At 44.9% G+C, this 18,169-nt stretch carries 21 protein-coding genes; 16 read left to right on the top strand and 5 right to left on the bottom strand.

The annotated features are described in order from the left end of the window. Window positions 1–52: 52 nt before the first annotated feature. From NSQ12_RS17175 to nucF, 3 genes are read left to right on the top strand one after another with little or no spacing between them, the layout of a single operon-like run. The gene (locus tag NSQ12_RS17175) at window positions 53–328 is read left to right on the top strand and encodes a YutD family protein (protein ID WP_003228682.1); all 276 of its coding nucleotides are present in this window, start codon (window positions 53–55) and stop codon (window positions 326–328) included. A gap of 23 nt (window positions 329–351) precedes the next feature. Next, a complete protein-coding gene (locus NSQ12_RS17170; RefSeq protein ID WP_003228684.1) occupies window positions 352–786 on the top strand; it encodes a DUF86 domain-containing protein in 435 nt (144 codons plus the stop codon). Between the two features lie 28 nt (window positions 787–814). After that, complete coding sequence (nucF, locus tag NSQ12_RS17165; RefSeq protein ID WP_003243196.1) at window positions 815–1,585, top strand: 5' nucleotidase NucF; 771 nt, start codon at window positions 815–817, stop codon at window positions 1,583–1,585. 26 nt (window positions 1,586–1,611) lie between these two features. On the opposite strand, the gene NSQ12_RS17160 is transcribed toward nucF, so the two are convergent. Next, window positions 1,612–2,112, bottom strand: coding sequence for a phosphatidylglycerophosphatase A (locus tag NSQ12_RS17160; protein WP_003243814.1), 501 nt, complete (start codon window positions 2,110–2,112; stop codon window positions 1,612–1,614). A 152-nt stretch (window positions 2,113–2,264) separates the two neighbouring features. On the opposite strand from NSQ12_RS17160, the gene cotNH reads away from it, so the two are divergent. The 5 genes from cotNH to NSQ12_RS17135 all read left to right on the top strand — a co-directional run bounded on the left by cotNH (window position 2,265) and on the right by NSQ12_RS17135 (window position 8,850). Further along, window positions 2,265–3,284, top strand: a complete 1,020-nt coding sequence (gene cotNH / locus NSQ12_RS17155) for a spore coat-associated protein CotNH (RefSeq protein ID WP_014480751.1) — start codon at window positions 2,265–2,267, stop codon at window positions 3,282–3,284. Between the two features lie 200 nt (window positions 3,285–3,484). Continuing rightward, window positions 3,485–4,786 carry a homoserine dehydrogenase gene (locus NSQ12_RS17150; RefSeq protein ID WP_003228694.1) on the top strand — a complete coding sequence of 434 codons (1,302 nt, stop codon included), beginning with the start codon at window positions 3,485–3,487 and terminating at the stop codon, window positions 4,784–4,786. Next, complete coding sequence (gene thrC, locus NSQ12_RS17145; RefSeq protein ID WP_003228697.1) at window positions 4,786–5,844, top strand: threonine synthase; 1,059 nt, start codon at window positions 4,786–4,788, stop codon at window positions 5,842–5,844. Before NSQ12_RS17150 ends, thrC begins: the two co-directional genes overlap by 1 nt. Next, window positions 5,841–6,770, top strand: a complete 930-nt coding sequence (gene thrB, locus NSQ12_RS17140; RefSeq protein ID WP_032730335.1) for a homoserine kinase — start codon at window positions 5,841–5,843, stop codon at window positions 6,768–6,770. Before thrC ends, thrB begins: the two co-directional genes overlap by 4 nt. 106 nt (window positions 6,771–6,876) lie before the next feature. After that, window positions 6,877–8,850, top strand: a complete 1,974-nt coding sequence (locus NSQ12_RS17135; protein WP_163138390.1) for a S9 family peptidase — start codon at window positions 6,877–6,879, stop codon at window positions 8,848–8,850. Window positions 8,851–8,892: 42 nt separating this feature from the next. On the opposite strand, the gene NSQ12_RS17130 is transcribed toward NSQ12_RS17135, so the two are convergent. Beyond that, window positions 8,893–9,228, bottom strand: a complete 336-nt coding sequence (locus tag NSQ12_RS17130; RefSeq protein ID WP_010886606.1) for a NifU family protein — start codon at window positions 9,226–9,228, stop codon at window positions 8,893–8,895. 99 nt (window positions 9,229–9,327) lie between these two features. Here NSQ12_RS17130 and NSQ12_RS17125 point away from each other — a divergent pair, with 99 nt between their 5' ends. Continuing rightward, a complete protein-coding gene (locus tag NSQ12_RS17125; protein WP_015714646.1) occupies window positions 9,328–9,654 on the top strand; it encodes a YuzD family protein in 327 nt (108 codons plus the stop codon). 25 nt (window positions 9,655–9,679) lie between these two features. On the opposite strand, the gene NSQ12_RS17120 is transcribed toward NSQ12_RS17125, so the two are convergent. Next, the gene (locus NSQ12_RS17120; protein ID WP_003228707.1) at window positions 9,680–10,747 is read right to left on the bottom strand and encodes an NAD(P)/FAD-dependent oxidoreductase; all 1,068 of its coding nucleotides are present in this window, start codon (window positions 10,745–10,747) and stop codon (window positions 9,680–9,682) included. 262 nt (window positions 10,748–11,009) lie between these two features. Between NSQ12_RS17120 and NSQ12_RS17115 the strand changes: the two genes are divergently transcribed. The 6 genes from NSQ12_RS17115 (at window position 11,010) to paiB (ending at window position 15,518) form a co-directional block, all read left to right on the top strand. Continuing rightward, window positions 11,010–11,246: a YuzB family protein gene (locus NSQ12_RS17115; RefSeq protein WP_003222913.1), complete on the top strand. Its 237-nt coding sequence runs from the start codon at window positions 11,010–11,012 to the stop codon at window positions 11,244–11,246. Between the two features lie 136 nt (window positions 11,247–11,382). After that, the gene (locus NSQ12_RS17110) at window positions 11,383–12,597 is read left to right on the top strand and encodes a NupC/NupG family nucleoside CNT transporter (protein WP_003228710.1); all 1,215 of its coding nucleotides are present in this window, start codon (window positions 11,383–11,385) and stop codon (window positions 12,595–12,597) included. Window positions 12,598–12,719: 122 nt separating this feature from the next. Further along, window positions 12,720–13,574, top strand: a complete 855-nt coding sequence (gene dapF, locus NSQ12_RS17105; protein ID WP_339175232.1) for a diaminopimelate epimerase — start codon at window positions 12,720–12,722, stop codon at window positions 13,572–13,574. Between the two features lie 78 nt (window positions 13,575–13,652). After that, on the top strand, window positions 13,653–14,015 hold the full coding sequence (locus NSQ12_RS17100) for an iron-sulfur cluster assembly accessory protein (RefSeq protein ID WP_003244166.1): 363 nt from the start codon (window positions 13,653–13,655) through the stop codon (window positions 14,013–14,015). 337 nt (window positions 14,016–14,352) lie between these two features. Further along, window positions 14,353–14,871: a spermidine/spermine N(1)-acetyltransferase gene (paiA, locus tag NSQ12_RS17095; protein WP_003244000.1), complete on the top strand. Its 519-nt coding sequence runs from the start codon at window positions 14,353–14,355 to the stop codon at window positions 14,869–14,871. A gap of 23 nt (window positions 14,872–14,894) precedes the next feature. Further along, entirely contained in the window at window positions 14,895–15,518 is a 624-nt protein-coding gene (paiB, locus tag NSQ12_RS17090) for a protease synthase/sporulation negative transcriptional regulator PaiB (protein WP_339175230.1), read from the top strand. A 73-nt stretch (window positions 15,519–15,591) separates the two neighbouring features. Here the strand turns inward: paiB and guaC are convergent, their stop codons facing one another. Further along, entirely contained in the window at window positions 15,592–16,572 is a 981-nt protein-coding gene (gene guaC, locus NSQ12_RS17085) for a GMP reductase (protein WP_015714642.1), read from the bottom strand. 278 nt (window positions 16,573–16,850) lie between these two features. On the opposite strand from guaC, the gene NSQ12_RS17080 reads away from it, so the two are divergent. After that, window positions 16,851–16,991 (top strand): hypothetical protein, encoded by a 141-nt coding sequence (locus NSQ12_RS17080; RefSeq protein WP_003228723.1) that lies wholly within the window; start codon window positions 16,851–16,853, stop codon window positions 16,989–16,991. A 39-nt stretch (window positions 16,992–17,030) separates the two neighbouring features. Here the strand turns inward: NSQ12_RS17080 and yumC are convergent, their stop codons facing one another. Continuing rightward, window positions 17,031–18,029, bottom strand: a complete 999-nt coding sequence (gene yumC / locus NSQ12_RS17075; RefSeq protein ID WP_163138391.1) for a ferredoxin--NADP reductase 2 — start codon at window positions 18,027–18,029, stop codon at window positions 17,031–17,033. Window positions 18,030–18,169: the final 140 nt, after the last annotated feature.

Raw genomic sequence — 18,169 nt, 5'->3', positions numbered from 1 at the left:
TGGGGACGGGGCAATGAATTATGATAGGAATGAGTGAAAAAGAGGTGAGATCATGATTCTTATTCAAAATGCCGAATTTGAATTGGTGCACAATTTCAAAGACGGCTTCAACGAAGAGGCTTTTAAAGCCCGCTACTCCGATATATTAAATAAATACGATTATATTGTGGGAGACTGGGGATACGGTCAGTTAAGGCTCAAGGGCTTCTTTGACGACCAGAATCAAAAGGCAACCTTCGAAACGAAAATCAGCACATTAGATGAATATATTTACGAATACTGCAATTTCGGCTGTGCGTATTTTGTCTTGAAACGGATCAGAAAATAAATATACACAAAGGGGATGCTGTCATGTATTTTGTTGACAGAAGCAAAATCGAGAAAACACTAGGGTTCTTCGAGCACCAGCTGGCGCTATTTGACTCACAAACAGACTGGCAGTCTGAAATCGGGGAATTGGCACTTCAGCGTATAGGCCATCTGTTAATCGAATGCATTTTGGATACAGGCAATGACATGATTGACGGCTTTATTATGCGGGACCCGGGCAGCTATGACGACATTATGGATATACTTGTTGATGAGAAAGTTGTCACAGAAAAAGAGGGTGATGAGCTCAAGAAATTGATCGCCTACCGCAAAACGTTGGTTCAACAGTATCTGCTCGCTGACAGCGGCGAGCTTTACAGACTGATCAAGGCGCATCAAACAGCTCTTCAGGACTTCCCGAAACGGATCAGAAGCTATTTGGAAACAGAGCTAGGACCTGTTTCCGCGTTTAAATAACAACTGGAAAGCCACAGGAGTGTTGGATATGAAAACATATAAAGGGTATTTAATTGATTTAGACGGAACGATGTACAATGGCACGGAAAAAATCGAGGAAGCGTGTGAATTTGTCAGAACGCTGAAAGATCGCGGCGTTCCTTATCTTTTCGTGACAAACAACTCTTCGCGTACACCGAAGCAGGTAGCGGACAAGCTCGTGTCTTTTGATATTCCGGCAACAGAAGAGCAGGTCTTCACGACCAGCATGGCAACTGCCCAGCACATTGCACAGCAGAAAAAAGACGCGTCTGTGTATGTGATTGGGGAGGAAGGAATCCGCCAGGCGATTGAAGAAAACGGCCTGACATTTGGCGGAGAAAACGCGGACTTTGTCGTTGTTGGCATCGACCGTTCCATTACATACGAAAAATTTGCTGTCGGCTGCCTGGCAATCAGAAATGGCGCCCGCTTTATTTCCACTAACGGAGATATTGCGATTCCGACTGAAAGAGGGCTTCTGCCGGGAAACGGCTCACTGACATCGGTGTTAACCGTATCTACAGGTGTACAGCCTGTATTTATCGGCAAGCCGGAATCAATTATTATGGAGCAGGCGATGCGCGTTCTCGGCACAGATGTGTCTGAAACACTCATGGTCGGCGACAACTACGCCACTGATATTATGGCCGGCATAAACGCGGGTATGGATACGCTGCTCGTTCACACAGGCGTAACGAAAAGAGAACATATGACAGACGATATGGAAAAACCGACTCACGCCATTGACTCTCTGACTGAATGGATTCCATACATTTGAAAAAAGGGCGCCCTAAAAGGGTGCCCTTATTCTGTATGCCGCGCGCGGTGAGCAAGTCTGCTTGAAGCCGCGGCGGAAATCGCTCCGACGATGTCATCTAAAAAGGTATGGCATTCACCGGTTGATTTATCATTCAATCGTTTAAGGATTCCGGGTTTTTCTTTGTCGATGTAACCGTAGTTCGTAAACCCGATCGATCCGTAAATGTTCACAATGGAAAATGCCAGAACTTCATCTACTCCATATAGGCTTTCATCTATTTCCAGCATCGTTTGCAGCGGTTCAGACAGTTTTTTCTGCTCAGCAAGAACATCCAATTCAATGCCCGTTAAAATCGCGTTTTGCACCTCGCGTTTTGCGAGAACACGATTGACGTTCAGCGTGCATTCATCAATGGTTAAATCCGGATGATATTTTTTCTGCAGAAAAAAGACAAGCTCGGCAATGTCTGATACCTCAACGCCGCGCTCCTTCATCCGTGCTCTTGCTTTAGCTTCCATCTGACTGAATTGTTCGTTTTCTGACATCAGCTTCACCCAATCTTTTTTACTAGTTTATACAAAATGCTTGAGAAGTTTACGACTTTTTCTTGCGCCTTCTTCGGATTAAAATATGTATTCATAATTCCGGCTGTGTATGACTACGATGTGATGAGCCCTAATTCAACAGGCAGGTGATCATGGTGAAAGGTACAATAAAAGAAAAATACGGCATTCACATCAGGCAGCTTTCCATGTACCAGCACACATATCAATGCTTTCAGACGCCTAATTCATACTTTCTGATTGTCCCCGTTTCCCAATTCTCAGAAACAGAGCTGGCGGAGCTTTATTACATGAGTCAGTATTTACAAGAACAAAGTGACCCATACGTTTCGGTTTTTATCTTTACAAAAGAAGGTGAACTGACATTTGAACATGAGGGAAAAACGTACGCTCTGCTGAAGGCGGCCCCCCCTTATTCAAACAGGGCGTTCTCCATTGGAGCGGAGCTTGCGGAATTTCACCGAAAAGGCCGAGGATATCCATATGAGGTGAAGGCGGCCGGAAGAATCGGCCAGTGGAAGGATCTGTGGGGAAAACGAATTGATCAGCTGGAAGCATTTTGGCAGAGAAAGGTTCAGACCCCTCCGCATGAGCCATTCGATAAAAAAATGATCGAATCATTTCCATATTATTTAGGACTGTCAGAAAACGCGATACAATATTTAGTGGACACTGAGCTGGATGACAAGCCCCAAGCCGCTGATTCAGGAACGATATGCCATCAGCGGATGGAAAGGCATACATGGTCACCGGAATCATTGATCAGGATTCCGGCGGATTGGGTGTTTGACCACGCTTCCCGTGATTTGGCTGAATATATGAGGCATACGTTTTTGCATCACAGACAAGATTTTAATCAGCAGGGCTTTCTCTTTTTACAGGAATACGAGCAAGTCACACCGCTGTCTTCATTTTCGAAACGCCTTTTATACAGCCGTCTGCTTTTCCCGCTTCATTATTTTGAAATCGTAGAAAGCTATTACATGTCATCAGAATCAGAAAAGCATTATTTTGAAGAACAGCTTAACTTCATTCTTAATGACTGTGGGCGTTATGAACAATTTCTCAATACAGCGCAGGAATTCATGAATATGCGGGCGCAGAAGCTGTTTGTTCCACGCGTCAGCTGGCTCGGCAAAGGCAGCTCAGGGTGAGGAGAAAATCTGACAAAAATAATTAGAAAATAAAGAATCTTGTCATATCAATGCGTTAAGCGTTTACATTCGCAAAATTCAGCCTAATGCTGTCTTGTCAAAACAGGAGCGGGCTTATATAATGTTTGTAACTTATATGTCTGTGTTGAGTTAACAATTGTCTTTTCCAAGAGGACAATCAAAAGAAAGGTGGAGTTTTTTTGAAAGCGATTCGTGTAGGGCTTTTAGGTTTAGGTACCGTCGGAAGCGGTGTCGTTAAAATTATTCAAGACCATCAGGATAAGCTTATGCATCAGGTCGGCTGTCCGGTTACGATAAAAAAAGTGCTTGTAAAAGATTTAGAGAAAAAGAGAGAAGTAGATTTGCCGAAGGAAGTGCTCACGACAGAAGTGTATGATGTCATTGATGATCCAGATGTTGATGTCGTCATCGAGGTGATCGGCGGCGTTGAACAGACAAAACAATATTTGGTCGACGCGCTGAGATCGAAAAAGCATGTTGTCACAGCAAACAAGGACTTAATGGCTGTGTACGGCTCCGAGCTGCTTGCCGAAGCGAAGGAAAATGGATGCGATATCTACTTTGAAGCCAGTGTTGCCGGCGGGATTCCGATTCTGCGCACGTTAGAGGAAGGCCTCTCATCAGATCGAATTACAAAAATGATGGGAATTGTGAACGGCACAACAAACTTTATCTTAACCAAAATGATCAAAGAGAAAAGCCCATACGAGGAAGTGCTCAAGGAAGCGCAGGATCTCGGTTTTGCCGAAGCTGATCCGACTTCTGACGTGGAAGGGCTTGACGCCGCACGGAAAATGGCGATATTGGCGCGCCTCGGCTTCTCGATGAACGTGGATCTGGAAGACGTCAAAGTAAAGGGGATCTCCCAAATTACAGACGAGGACATCAGCTTCAGCAAACGCCTCGGCTATACAATGAAGCTGATCGGGATTGCTCAGCGTGACGGCAGCAAAATCGAGGTCAGCGTACAGCCGACACTGCTTCCTGACCATCATCCGCTTTCTGCTGTTCATAATGAGTTTAACGCTGTTTATGTATACGGCGAGGCTGTCGGTGAGACGATGTTCTACGGGCCGGGAGCCGGAAGCATGCCGACAGCGACATCCGTTGTTTCTGACCTCGTCGCTGTCATGAAAAATATGCGCCTAGGTGTAACCGGCAACAGCTTTGTCGGACCGCAATATGAGAAAAACATGAAATCGCCGTCTGACATTTATGCACAGCAGTTTTTAAGAATTCATGTAAAAGATGAGGTTGGTTCATTCTCGAAAATTACATCTGTGTTCTCAGAGCGGGGCGTGAGCTTTGAAAAAATCCTTCAGCTGCCAATTAAAGGCCATGATGAGTTAGCTGAAATCGTAATTGTCACACATCATACATCAGAAGCTGATTTCAGTGATATCCTGCAAAACCTAAATGATTTGGAAGTCGTTCAAGAAGTCAAAAGCACATATCGTGTAGAAGGGAACGGTTGGAGCTAATGTGGAAAGGACTTATCCATCAATATAAAGAATTTTTACCTGTAACAGATCAAACACCGGCGCTAACTTTACATGAAGGAAACACACCTCTTATTCACCTGCCGAAGCTGTCTGAGCAGCTCGGAATTGAGCTTCATGTCAAAACGGAAGGCGTCAATCCTACGGGATCATTTAAAGATCGCGGAATGGTTATGGCTGTGGCAAAGGCAAAAGAAGAAGGCAATGACACGATTATGTGCGCGTCAACAGGTAACACTTCCGCTGCTGCGGCAGCATATGCAGCCCGTGCTAACATGAAATGCATTGTCATCATCCCGAACGGAAAAATTGCATTTGGAAAACTCGCTCAAGCTGTCATGTACGGAGCCGAGATTATCGCAATTGACGGAAACTTTGACGATGCGCTTAAAATTGTCCGTTCCATCTGTGAGAAATCACCGATTGCCCTTGTCAACTCAGTCAACCCTTACCGCATTGAAGGCCAAAAAACTGCTGCCTTCGAAGTGTGCGAACAGCTGGGGGAAGCGCCTGATGTTTTAGCGATCCCGGTCGGAAACGCGGGAAACATCACTGCGTACTGGAAGGGCTTCAAGGAATATCATGAGAAAAACGGCACAGGCCTTCCGAAAATGCGTGGCTTTGAAGCTGAGGGTGCGGCGGCAATCGTGCGCAATGAAGTGATTGAAAATCCTGAAACAATAGCGACAGCCATTCGTATCGGAAACCCGGCAAGCTGGGACAAAGCTGTAAAGGCAGCCGAGGAATCCAATGGGAAAATTGACGAAGTCACTGATGATGAAATCCTTCACGCATATCAGCTGATCGCCCGTGTAGAAGGCGTGTTTGCAGAACCGGGTTCTTGCGCGTCTATCGCAGGAGTGCTGAAACAGGTGAAATCCGGAGAAATTCCGAAAGGCAGCAAGGTCGTAGCTGTGTTAACAGGAAACGGACTGAAAGATCCGAACACAGCGGTCGACATTTCAGAAATCAAGCCTGTCACATTGCCGACTGATGAAGACAGCATCCTTGAATATGTAAAAGGAGCGGCCCGTGTATGAACGAAGCCGACATGCTGTTCTCTGTCACTGTTCCCGGAAGCACAGCTAACCTAGGCCCCGGCTTTGATTCAGTCGGAATGGCGCTCAGCAGATATTTGAAGCTGACCGTCTTTGAAAGCGACAAATGGTCTTTTGAGGCTGAAACAGAAACAGTCGCCGGAATTCCGGCGGGTACAGATAACCTGATCTATCAAGTGGCTAAACGGACCGCAGATTTGTACGGAAAAGAAATACCTCCTGTCCATGTGAAGGTGTGGAGCGACATCCCGCTTGCACGCGGCCTTGGCAGCAGCGCCGCGGCGATTGTAGCGGCCATTGAACTGGCTGATGAATTATGCGGCTTAAAGCTGTCTGAAGCGGACAAGCTGCATTTAGCCAGTCTAGAAGAAGGACACCCGGACAATGCTGGCGCTTCTCTCGTCGGCGGACTTGTGATCGGCCTGCATGAGGATGACGAGACCCAAATGATCCGCGTCCCGAATGCTGACATTGACGTAGTCGTTGTCATTCCTTTTTACGAAGTGCTGACAAGAGACGCGAGAGACGTGCTTCCGAAGGAGTTTCCATATGCCGACGCCGTAAAAGCAAGTGCTGTCAGCAATATACTCATTGCTGCGATCATGTCCAAGGATTGGCCGCTTGTCGGGAAAATCATGAAGAAGGATATGTTCCATCAGCCGTACCGGGCGATGCTTGTGCCTGAGCTGTCAAAAGTAGAGCACGTCGCCGAGATGAAGGGCGCATATGGAACGGCTCTCAGCGGAGCAGGCCCGACGATTCTCGTCATGACCGAAAAAGGAAAGGGAGAAGAGCTAAAAGAACAGCTCGCGCTTCATTTCCCTCATTGTGAAGTAGACGCTTTGACCGTCCCGAAAGAGGGAAGTATAATAGAGCGAAATCCTTTATATCAAGTAAAAAGTGTATAGATCATGCCAAGCGTTCCTCAGCGTCAGCAGAGGGCGCTTTTTTTGCTGGAGATAAAGGAGTTTTTATTTAGAAAAACGAAATACATGTAAAAAGGAGGAGATGAATATGAAAAAGCTGATAACCGCAGACGACATCACAGCGATTGTCTCTGTGACCGATCCTCAATACGCCCCAGACGGCACCCGTGCCGCATATGTAAAATCACAAGTGAATCAAGAGAAAGATTCGTATACATCAAATATATGGATCTATGAAACGAAAACGGGCGGGTCTGTTCCTTGGACACATGGAGAAAAGCGAAGCACCGACCCAAGATGGTCTCCGGACGGGTGCACGCTTGCCTTTATTTCTGATCGAGAAGGCGATGCGGCACAGCTGTATATGATGAGCGCTGAAGGCGGAGAAGCGAGAAAACTGACTGATATCCCGTATGGCGTGTCAAAGCCAATATGGTCCCCGGATGGCGAATCGATTCTGGTCACTGTCAGTTTGGGAGAGGGAGAAAACATTGATGACCGAGAAAAAACAGAGCAGGACAGCTATGAACCTGTTGAAGTGCAAGGCCTCTCCTACAAACGGGACGGCAAAGGGCTGACGAGAGGTGCGTATGCCCAGCTTGTGCTTGTCAGCGTAAAGTCGGGTGAGATGGAAGAGCTGACAAGTCACAAAGCTGATCATGGTGATCCTGCTTTTTCTCCTGACGGCAAATGGCTTGTTTTCTCAGCTAATTTAACTGAAACAGATGATGCCAGCAAGCCGCATGATGTTTACATAATGTCACTGGAGTCTGGAGATCTTAAGCAGGTTACACCTCATCGCGGCTCATTCGGATCAAGCTCATTTTCACCAGACGGAAGGTATCTTGCTTTGCTTGGAAATGAAAAGGAATATAAGAATGCTACGCTCTCAAAGGCGTGGCTCTATGATATCGAACAAGGCCGCCTCACATGTCTTACTGAGATGCTGGACGTTCATTTAGCGGATGCGCTGATTGGAGATTCATTGATCGGTGGTGCTGAACAGCGCCCGATTTGGACAAAGGACAGCCAAGGGTTTTATGTCATCGGCACAGATCAAGGCAGTACGGGCATCTATTATATTTCGATTGAAGGCCTTGTGTATCCGATTCGTCTGGAAAAAGAGTACATCAATAGCTTTTCTCTTTCACCTGATGAACAGCACTTTATTGCCAGTGTGACAAAGCCGGACAGACCGAGTGAGCTTTACAGTATCCCGCTTGGACAGGAAGAGAAACAGCTGACTGGCGCGAATGACAAGTTTGTCAGGGAGCATACGATATCAATACCTGAAGAGATTCAATATGCTACAGAAGACGGCGTGATGGTGAACGGCTGGCTGATGAGGCCTGCACAAATGGAAGGTGAGACAACATATCCACTTATTCTTAACATACACGGCGGTCCGCATATGATGTACGGACATACATATTTTCATGAGTTTCAGGTGCTGGCGGCGAAAGGATACGCGGTCGTTTATATCAATCCGAGAGGAAGCCACGGCTACGGGCAGGAATTTGTGAATGCGGTCAGAGGAGATTATGGGGGAAAGGATTATGACGATGTGATGCAGGCTGTGGATGAGGCTATCAAACGAGATCCGCATATTGATCCTAAGCGGCTCGGTGTCACGGGCGGAAGCTACGGAGGTTTTATGACCAACTGGATCGTCGGGCAGACGAACCGCTTTAAAGCTGCCGTTACCCAGCGCTCGATATCAAATTGGATCAGCTTTCACGGCGTCAGTGATATCGGCTATTTCTTTACAGACTGGCAGCTTGAGCATGACATGTTTGAGGACACAGAAAAGCTCTGGGACCGGTCTCCTTTAAAATACGCAGCAAACGTGGAGACACCGCTTTTGATACTGCATGGCGAGCGGGATGACCGATGTCCGATCGAGCAGGCGGAGCAGCTGTTTATCGCTCTGAAAAAAATGGGCAAGGAAACCAAGCTTGTCCGTTTTCCGAATGCATCGCACAATTTGTCACGCACCGGACACCCAAGACAGCGGATCAAGCGCCTGAATTATATCAGCTCATGGTTTGACCAATATCTCTAATAAAAAAAGCCAGGCTGATCAAATATCAGCCTGGCTGCTTTATTAAAAGACTTGTTCTACTTCAACGACACCCGGCACTTCTTCTAGAAGAGCGCGCTCAATTCCGGCTTTCAGCGTAATTGTTGAACTTGGGCAGCTGCCGCATGCGCCTAGAAGACGAAGCTTAACGATACCTTCATCTACGTCTACAAGCTCACAGTCACCGCCGTCACGAAGTAAAAACGGACGAAGTTTGTCCAGTACTTCCTGCACCTGTTCTTTCATTTCAACTTCAGTCATGACATTCGCTCCTTTCGTCGTCATAAAACCATTATATTCAGTGTAACAATAAAAATCTATTGTTTGGTTTGCAAAGTTGCTTTCCCTATTATAGCACATTCAGACTTCAACACAAAAACGGTTTTTTTCTATAAAAACGCCCTTTGGCTCTGTATACTTAAAAGAAAGGACTTACATAGGAGAAGGGGGCGTCTACAAGTGATGAAACCAGTCATTCTAAGCGTGTACGGGGCAGAAACCGTTTGTGCGAGCTGTGTCAATATGCCGACAGCCAAGGATACATACGAGTGGCTTGAGGCTGCGCTGAAAAGAAAATATCCAAATCAGCCTTTTGAGATGCAGTACATCGATATTCATGAGCCGCCTGACAATGAACATGCGAAAGAGCTTGCGGAAAAAATCAGAAATGACGAGTATTTTTATCCGCTTGTGCTCGTAGAAGACAAAATTGTCGGTGAAGGCAATCCAAAATTAAAAGACGTTTATGAGGAAATGGAGAAGCATGGGTATACAGAAAACCGCTGACTTGATCAGCGGTTCTTCTCTATCATTAACCGTTATGGTGTTTATACATCCACAGCAAGCCGGATTTCAGCATACGCGGAACACGGCCGATCAGCGGACGGTCAGCAACAAGCCCGAAGCCGGCTTTTTTTCCGAGTGAACCGAGGACGCCTTTCAGCTTAAACTGCGGCATTGATTCAGGCAGGGCTTCTCCATTCCAGCGTTTTTGCAAGATTTGGACAATCTGCTCTGCTTGAGCCTCTGCCAGCTGGGCGCTCGGTGCATGAGGAAGGCTGGCGCAATCGCCGACAACGTACAGATGTTCATCACCTGGAAGATTGTGATGAGGCGTTAATACAATACGCCCTTGTGCGTCCTTCTCCACATCTAAGTCTCTGACGACTTTGTTTGGCTGGATGCCGGCTGTCCACACGATGGCGTCTGCAGAAATCGGATCATCGTGGTTATACACAACGCCTTCTTCTACTTTTGTGATATTTGCCCTGTTAATAATGCGGACACCGTGCTCTTCGAACCATTTTTGCACATATTTGCTTAAACGCTCGGGAAAGCTTGATAAAATGAGATTACCGCGGTCGAACAAAATAATGTTCAGGTCATCACGGCTTTCTCTCAATTCACTTGCAAGCTCAACGCCGCTTAAGCCCGCTCCGACAATGGCGACGGTGGCATTAGCGCTCAGATTATTCAGCTTTTGGTAGGTTTCGCGGGACTGATCGATGGTTTGAATACTGTAGGTGAATTCAGGCGCTCCCGGCACGTTGTGATATTTATCCTCACAGCCGAGCCCGATTACGGCGTCATCGTAAGAAATCGGTTCACGATCTTGGAACAGCACTTGTTTTTGTACAATATCAATTGATGTGATATCACCGTATTGGACATCCAGGCGAGGGTGCTCTGGGAATGACACTCTGATATGATGGTCAGAAATTGTGCCTGCGGCAAGGGCATAATATTCTGTTTTCAAGCAGTGATAAGGATTTCTGTCAATTAACGTGATTGAAACATCATCAGGCAGCTGGTTTGGCAATAAGCGATGAAGAACACGCATGTTCCCGTAACCTCCGCCGATCAAGACCAATTTTTTCATTTGAATTCCCCTTTAATCCGAAGAGTATGATAGATACATTGAAGAAAATACGAACTATGTAAAATAACATCTAGAATTATATCGAATTTGATCTAAAATCACAATAATAGTTTCAAAATAACCTACAATTTAGCCTGAAAACACAAATTAGTAAAACGTTATTTGAGAAATAATATGTTACGATAATAAATTTTGAATCATCCGTTGTCTTTGACGAATAGTGAAAAATTCGCGATAATGGACATATGTGAGGTGAAACCGCATGAATCCAATGATTGAATTTTGTGTCAGCAATCTGGCTCACGGCTCTCAGGAAGCCCGGGCGATTTTGGAGAAGGATCCCAACCTTGATGTCCTTGAATATGGCTGCTTAAGCTACTGCGGGACATGCATGGAATCGCTTTTCGCTCTGGTAAACGGAGAAGTCGTCATGGGTGAAACGCCTGCTGAGCTTGTTGAGAATATATATACCTTTATTGAAGAAAATCCAATGTTTTAAAGAAAAGGGCCTGGACAGGCCCTTTTTTATTTTGCTGTACAAAAGAACTAAAAAAATGTGTAGACATCAAAAAATATTATTGTTATCGTATAAAAGATATTTTTTTAAATAAAATTTAAGAGGTGTACGAGTATTCATGAATGTTCTGTGGGGGCTGCTGGGCGCAGTTGCGATCATTGCTATCGCGTTTTTATTTTCAGAAAAGAAAAGCAATATTAAGATAAGAACCGTCATCGTTGGTTTATGCACACAGGTGGCGTTTGGATACATCGTGTTGAAATGGGAAGCGGGACGCGCTGTTTTTTTATGGTTTTCAAGCCGTGTACAGCTTCTGATTGACTATGCCAATGAAGGCATCAGTTTTATTTTTGGACCGCTTCTAAAGGTCGGAGACAGTCCGGCCTTTGCATTAAGTGTACTGCCCGTTATCATTTTCTTCTCAGCACTGATTGCAGTTTTATATCATTTGAAAATCATGCAGCTCGTTTTCCGTGTCATTGGCGGCGGATTGTCGAAGCTCCTTGGAACAAGCAAAACGGAATCTCTGGCGGCTGCTGCCAATATTTTTGTAGGACAATCAGAATCTCCGTTAGTGATCAAACCCCTGATTGCGGGACTGACGCGCTCTGAGTTGTTTACGATTATGACGAGCGGTCTATCGGCAGTTGCGGGATCTACCTTGTTTGGGTACGCGCTTCTCGGTATTCCGATTGAATACTTGCTGGCGGCCAGCTTTATGGCTGCTCCAGCTGGACTAGTCTTTGGTAAATTGATTATACCCGAAACGGAAAAAACGCAAACCGTAAAAAGCGATTTCAAAATGGATGAAGGCGAAGGCGCAGCCAATGTCATTGACGCAGCGGCAAAGGGAGCGTCAACAGGACTGCAAATTGCGTTAAACGTTGGGGCGATGCTGCTTGCGTTTGTTGCGTTAATCGCTGTAGTAAACGGTATTCTCGGTGGGGCTTTCGGCTTGTTCGGTTTAAAAGGCGTAACATTAGAATCCATTCTCGGCTATGTGTTTTCTCCTATCGCCTTTTTGATTGGCGTGCCTTGGCATGAAGCATTGCAGGCGGGAAGCTATATCGGCCAGAAATTGGTGCTGAATGAGTTTGTCGCTTATTCTAACTTCGGTCCGCACATCGGCGAGTTTTCTAAGAAAACTGCTACCATTATCAGTTTCGCGTTATGCGGATTCGCCAATTTTTCATCAATTGCGATTATGCTTGGTACGCTGGGCGGATTAGCACCCAGCCGCCGTTCAGATATCGCGCGTCTCGGCCTGAAGGCTGTTCTTGCAGGAACATTAGCCAATCTGCTCAGCGCAGCCATTGCCGGCATGTTTATATAAACGATAAAAGCTCCTTGCGTCAGTGCAAGGAGCTTTTATGTATGAAAAACGGGGGATAATTGTATTGTGTCCGCTTATAATAGCTTTTATACTAAGAAAAAGAAAAAAAGTTGGAGGCACCTATGAACTCATTTCGATTTACCAAAATGCACGGCCTAGGAAACAGTTATATTTATGTGAATCAATTTGAAGAACAGCTTCCAGAAGAAAAACTGTCAGAGATTGCAATTCAGGTTTCTTCTGTTTATACAGGGATCGGATCCGACGGAATGATCCTGATATGCCCATCAGACCAAGCGCCTGTTAAAATGCGGATTTTTAATAATGACGGGTCTGAAGGGCAAAACTGCGGCAACGGCCTGCGCTGCGTCGCAAAATACGCATATGAGCATAAGCTAGTTGAGGAAACATCTTTTCTGATTGAAACTCTCTCCGGGCTTGTGAAAGCGGAGGTTCAAGTCGAAAACGGAAAAGTGAATGTGGTCACTGTCGATATGGGCGAACCGCGCTTGACAAAATCCGAGCTTCCGATGCTTGACGGCGGGGAAGAGCACACAATCAATGAAACGATGGCATTTGGTGAAGTAGAACTAACAGGCACTGCCGTTTCAATGGGAAATCCGCATATCGTTTTTCCGATCGCAGACATTGAACAGGCACCCTTAACGACACTGGGACCGGTGATTGAGAAAGATCCGAGATTTCCGGAAGGCATCAATGTGGAATTCGTTGAAACCGTGAATGAACAAGAATTGCATTTCCGCGTCTGGGAACGGGGATCAGGGATTACTCAGGCATGCGGGACAGGAGCTTGTGCAGCGGCAGTCGCATCTGTATTAAACGGCGTATCAAAGCGAAATCAAGACATCACGGTGCATTTAGCAGGCGGGGATTTGGTGATAAACTGGAAAGATAACGGCCATGTAATGATGACAGGGCCGGCTGAAACCGTTTGTGAGGGTGTCTATTTCTTGTAAAACACCTTGTTTGAGAATTGGAACGATCATGTTTATAATAAAAGACAGCAACCGGTTTTTAAAAGGAGGTTCACAATGATGAGCAACCCGGTAACAATTACAGAAGCAGCAGCTTTGCATATAAAAGATATGATGAAAGAGCATGAAGAAGAAAACGCGTTTCTGCGTGTAGGCGTCAAAGGCGGCGGCTGCAGCGGACTTTCTTACGGCATGGGCTTTGAGCATGAAAAGAGTGAATCAGACAGTGTGTTTGATCAGCACGGCATCACTGTTCTAGTTGACAAAGAAAGCCTTGACATCATGAACGGCACCGTGATTGATTATAAACAATCCATGCTCGGCGGCGGCTTCACCATCGACAATCCAAACGCCATCGCTTCATGCGGCTGCGGTTCTTCGTTCAGAACAGCAACGAATGCAGGCAAGCCTGAAGAGTGCTAAGCACTAAAAACGGATAGCAACTATTACTGACGCTTTTCTTAGCGATAAATCATCGTTAAGGGAGGCGTTTTTATTATGGGGAAATGATGCAGAGAGTTCCGGGAACTTCGGCAAGAGAAACGCTGCTTTGTTGTTTGATTTTTGTTGTAAATACAGCAAAGTTACGCTATATTTAATGCGGAGTATATTTTATTGCATTTACAACAAAATCACGATAGGGAGTTGGTGATGAAGAAGATTTTTGGAATGGTAACAAGGTCAGTATGTGTTCCGTGTTTAAATATATAAAAGGGACACAAGACAATTGAATTTTAAATAAAGGGGCTGAATCCGAACAATGAGTGTAAAAATGAAAAAATGCAGCCGGGAAGATTTACAAACACTTCAACAATTGAGTATTGAAACATTCAATGACACTTTTAAAGAACAGAACTCACCTGAAAATATGAAAGCCTATTTAGAAAGCGCATTTAACACTGAGCAGCTGGAAAAAGAGTTATCCAATATGTCTTCGCAATTCTTTTTTATTTACTTTGATCATGAAATCGCTGGATATGTAAAGGTCAATATCGATGATGCTCAGTCTGAAGAAATGGGTGCTGAATCACTTGAAATCGAGAGAATTTATATAAAGAACAGCTTTCAAAAACATGGGCTTGGCAAACATCTGCTGAATAAAGCGATAGAAATTGCGCTGGAACGTAATAAAAAGAACATTTGGCTAGGTGTGTGGGAAAAAAATGAAAATGCCATTGCCTTTTATAAGAAAATGGGGTTTGTTCAGACCGGCGCCCACTCATTTTATATGGGTGATGAAGAACAAACGGATTTAATCATGGCTAAAACACTCATATAATATTTTTCGAAGGGTGGATGATGATGTATATTCCAAAATATTTTAAAGTCACAAATGCTGAAGAAATTTGGAATTTTGTACAAGAAAACTCCTTTGGTACGGTTGTCACAACAGAACAAGGAAAACCAATTGCCACACATTTGCCGTTAGGATTCAATAAAAAAGACGATCATTACTATATTACGGGGCATTTCGCTTATGGAAATCCTCAGTGGAGAACGTTTGAAGCCTGTGAAGATGTGCTTGTGATGTTTCAGGGACCGCACGCTTATATTTCTTCTTCCTGGTATGCGCGCGAAAATGTTCCGACGTGGAATTATCAGGCTGTCCACATGTATGGAAAAGCAAGTATGTTAGAGAAAGATGAATTAGCAGAAGAATTAACAATCATGCTGGAGAAATACGAAAAACATCGTGACAATCCTGTTTTATGGGATAAGCTTTCTCCAAAACTCTTAGAACGTGAATTGAAAGGTATCGTTGGATTTAAGATTAAGGTGGAAGACATTCAAGCGGCATATAAATTAAGCCAGAACCGAAATGAAACGGATTATATGAACATCATTGAACAGTTGCAAAATGAAGAAAATCCAAATGCAAAACAAATGGCAGAACTGATGGAAAATAAATTCAAAAAGCAAATATAAGCTTACTTTGCTGAAGAAGTAGCAGAAAACGCCAAGTCAAGCGGAGAACCGCTGACTTGGCGTTTTTTTATGATTAATATTTATCCCCATTAAAAATGGAATTTTTCACAATCACATAATCCACATTGCGGATGGCTTCAAGCTTTGTTCCGCCTGCATAAGAAATAGAAGATTGAAGATCCTGCTCCATTTCAATCAGTGTATCCTTGATTGAGCCTTTATGCGCCACGTGCATTTTTTTGCCTTCGACATTTTTCTTTTCGCCTTTTTGGAATTCAGAGGCTGAGCCGAAGTACTCCTTGTAAAGCTTTCCGTCTTTTTCGATCGTTTGGCCTGGCGACTCTTCGTGTCCGGCAAATAGTGAACCGATCATGACCATCGTTGCGCCGAATCGGATTGATTTTGCGATGTCGCCATGGGTACGGATGCCGCCATCCGCGATAATCGGTTTGCTGGCAGCCTTGGCACACCAGCGCAGCGCCGCTAATTGCCAGCCGCCTGTGCCGAAGCCGGTTTTGATTTTCGTAATACATACTTTTCCCGGTCCGATGCCGACTTTAGTGGCATCCGCTCCCGCATTTTCAAGCTCTCTGACCGCTTCTGGCGTTCCGACATTGCCAGCAATAACAAAGCTGTCCGGCAAATGTTTTTTAAGGTGCTGGATCATTTCAATGACAGCATTTGAGTGCCCGTGAGCAATGTCAATTGTCACGTATTCAGGCGTCAGATTTTCTTCTGCCAGCTGGCGGACAAATTCATACTCCTCATCTTTGACGCCCACGCTGATAGAAGAGAATAACCCGCGTGCGTTCATATCTTTAATAAAATCAATTCGTGTCTCAGGCTCAAATCGGTGCATGACATAAAAGTAGCCATTTTCGGCTAATTGAATCGCTAGCTTTTCATCTATAATCGTCTGCATATTGGCAGGGACGACGGGTAATTTAAATGTACGTCCGCCTAAACGTACGGATGTATCACATTCTGAACGGCTATTTACAATGCATTTTGCAGGAATTAGCTGAATATCTTCGTAATCAAATACGTTTTCCATGGTTTTCACTCCTAAAAACGAATATTTAAAAGTATAATATATGAAATGTTCGCCTTCTATAATGTACTCTGTTTTATTTAGGATGTCAAACATTATGATTTGCTGGCAGGTGTGGTGCAAGTGCCGAAGCTTGTCATGCAGGGTGAGTTTAGGTATCATAGTTTTAACGAATGGTCTTAGAGAGCGGATCAAAACGCGAATGATATACGTTCAGCAAAGCTTGGTCGTTCAGCACCAGGCTTTCTTTATGGCATGGACATGGGAAAGGAGCGAATAAGATGGCCCAAAACGAAGAAAAAACACCGAAGTCCCAAAAGATTCAGGACCGCATTATTATGGCAATGATCTGGGTAGTCGCAGCCCTTGTGATTGCGCTGGTTGTAGGAACTGCATTGAATTATATAAATATCTTCAAATAAAAAAGGAGCTGTGTCGCAGACACAAGCTCTCTTTTTTTATTATTTATTTTCAAAAAGACTTGTTGAGTGAAGAGGCTGTACGCGGGCTTTCGGGTCCATGTAAGCCTTGGCGTTGTTCACTGCTGTCGGTGCCTCGCCGAAGCCGCTGGCAATCAGGTTGACTTTTCCTTCGTATGTACAAATGTCACCTGCTGCAAAGAAGCCTTCGATATTTGTTTCCATTGTTGATTTCACGACAATGGAATTTTTCTCGATGTCCAGGCCCCAGTTTTTGATCGGTCCAAGAGATGAAACGAAACCGTAGTTGACGATTAAGTCATCAATTTCTAAAATCTCTTTGCGGTCGCCTTTCACTTCTTCAAGCACTAGCTGTTCGATTTTGTCTTCGCCGATCAGCTCCGCAGGGACGAATGGTGTCAGGACATTAACCTTCGACGCATGAAGGTTTTCCACACTGTGCTCGTGCGCACGGAACTTGTCGCGGCGGTGAATGATCGATACTTCTTTTGCGATTGGCTCAAGCATAAGCGCCCAGTCAACCGCGGAATCTCCACCGCCAAGGATCGCAACGCGTCTGCCGGCGAATTTTTGCAGATCATCAACGAAGTAATGGAGGTTTTTGCCTTCATACTGCTCGGCATTTTCAAGTTCCAGCTTTCTCGGTTTGAATGCGCCGTTTCCTGCAGTTATGATGACCGTTTTAGAGTAGTGGGTTTCTTCATTTGTTACAAGCTTAAACACGCCGTCCGCTTGTTTCTCAACAGATTCAACCGCTTGCTCCAGACAAATGGCTTGGTCGAATTTCGCCATTTGCTCTTTTAGGTTATTGATAAGCTCTTGCGCGCGGATTTTCGGGAATCCCGCTACATCATATATATACTTCTCAGGGTATAGGGCGCTAAGCTGTCCGCCGAGCTGAGGCAGGCTTTCGATAATTTTGACGCTTGCCTGTCTCATCCCGCCGTAAAAAGCGGTGAATAAGCCGACCGGTCCCCCGCCTATAATTGTAATATCATAAACCTTTGTATCCTCTCGCATACGAAAATTGCCTCCTAAATGAAAATTGTTATTAATTATACCATATTGCCGTTCAAATTGACGAGTCAGCAGAAAAAATCGTAAGGATCTAACGTGCCCATCCGTTCTTGAAAATATTTCCGCAGGCCGCTACGATAATA

Origin of the sequence: Bacillus sp. PS95 (assembly GCF_037963565.1) — a bacterium.
Taxonomy (GTDB): Bacteria; Bacillota; Bacilli; order Bacillales; family Bacillaceae; genus Bacillus; species Bacillus subtilis.
This window is presented reverse-complemented; position numbering and strand designations above follow the sequence as displayed.

What these genes read in the sequence shown, in the direction of transcription:
- NSQ12_RS17175 (WP_003228682.1), top strand. Translation starts at nt 53, where the DNA reads ATGATTCTTATTCAAAATGCCGAATTTGAATTGGTGCACAATTTCAAA.
- NSQ12_RS17170 (WP_003228684.1), top strand. Translation starts at nt 352, where the DNA reads ATGTATTTTGTTGACAGAAGCAAAATCGAGAAAACACTAGGGTTCTTC.
- nucF (WP_003243196.1), top strand. Translation starts at nt 815, where the DNA reads ATGAAAACATATAAAGGGTATTTAATTGATTTAGACGGAACGATGTAC.
- NSQ12_RS17160 (WP_003243814.1), bottom strand. Translation starts at nt 2,112, where the DNA reads ATGTCAGAAAACGAACAATTCAGTCAGATGGAAGCTAAAGCAAGAGCA.
- cotNH (WP_014480751.1), top strand. Translation starts at nt 2,265, where the DNA reads ATGGTGAAAGGTACAATAAAAGAAAAATACGGCATTCACATCAGGCAG.
- thrC (WP_003228697.1), top strand. Translation starts at nt 4,786, where the DNA reads ATGTGGAAAGGACTTATCCATCAATATAAAGAATTTTTACCTGTAACA.
- thrB (WP_032730335.1), top strand. Translation starts at nt 5,841, where the DNA reads ATGAACGAAGCCGACATGCTGTTCTCTGTCACTGTTCCCGGAAGCACA.
- NSQ12_RS17135 (WP_163138390.1), top strand. Translation starts at nt 6,877, where the DNA reads ATGAAAAAGCTGATAACCGCAGACGACATCACAGCGATTGTCTCTGTG.
- NSQ12_RS17130 (WP_010886606.1), bottom strand. Translation starts at nt 9,228, where the DNA reads ATGTGCTATAATAGGGAAAGCAACTTTGCAAACCAAACAATAGATTTT.
- NSQ12_RS17120 (WP_003228707.1), bottom strand. Translation starts at nt 10,747, where the DNA reads ATGAAAAAATTGGTCTTGATCGGCGGAGGTTACGGGAACATGCGTGTT.
- NSQ12_RS17115 (WP_003222913.1), top strand. Translation starts at nt 11,010, where the DNA reads ATGAATCCAATGATTGAATTTTGTGTCAGCAATCTGGCTCACGGCTCT.
- NSQ12_RS17110 (WP_003228710.1), top strand. Translation starts at nt 11,383, where the DNA reads ATGAATGTTCTGTGGGGGCTGCTGGGCGCAGTTGCGATCATTGCTATC.
- dapF (WP_339175232.1), top strand. Translation starts at nt 12,720, where the DNA reads ATGAACTCATTTCGATTTACCAAAATGCACGGCCTAGGAAACAGTTAT.
- NSQ12_RS17100 (WP_003244166.1), top strand. Translation starts at nt 13,653, where the DNA reads ATGAGCAACCCGGTAACAATTACAGAAGCAGCAGCTTTGCATATAAAA.
- paiA (WP_003244000.1), top strand. Translation starts at nt 14,353, where the DNA reads ATGAGTGTAAAAATGAAAAAATGCAGCCGGGAAGATTTACAAACACTT.
- paiB (WP_339175230.1), top strand. Translation starts at nt 14,895, where the DNA reads ATGTATATTCCAAAATATTTTAAAGTCACAAATGCTGAAGAAATTTGG.
- guaC (WP_015714642.1), bottom strand. Translation starts at nt 16,572, where the DNA reads ATGGAAAACGTATTTGATTACGAAGATATTCAGCTAATTCCTGCAAAA.
- NSQ12_RS17080 (WP_003228723.1), top strand. Translation starts at nt 16,851, where the DNA reads ATGGCCCAAAACGAAGAAAAAACACCGAAGTCCCAAAAGATTCAGGAC.
- yumC (WP_163138391.1), bottom strand. Translation starts at nt 18,029, where the DNA reads ATGCGAGAGGATACAAAGGTTTATGATATTACAATTATAGGCGGGGGA.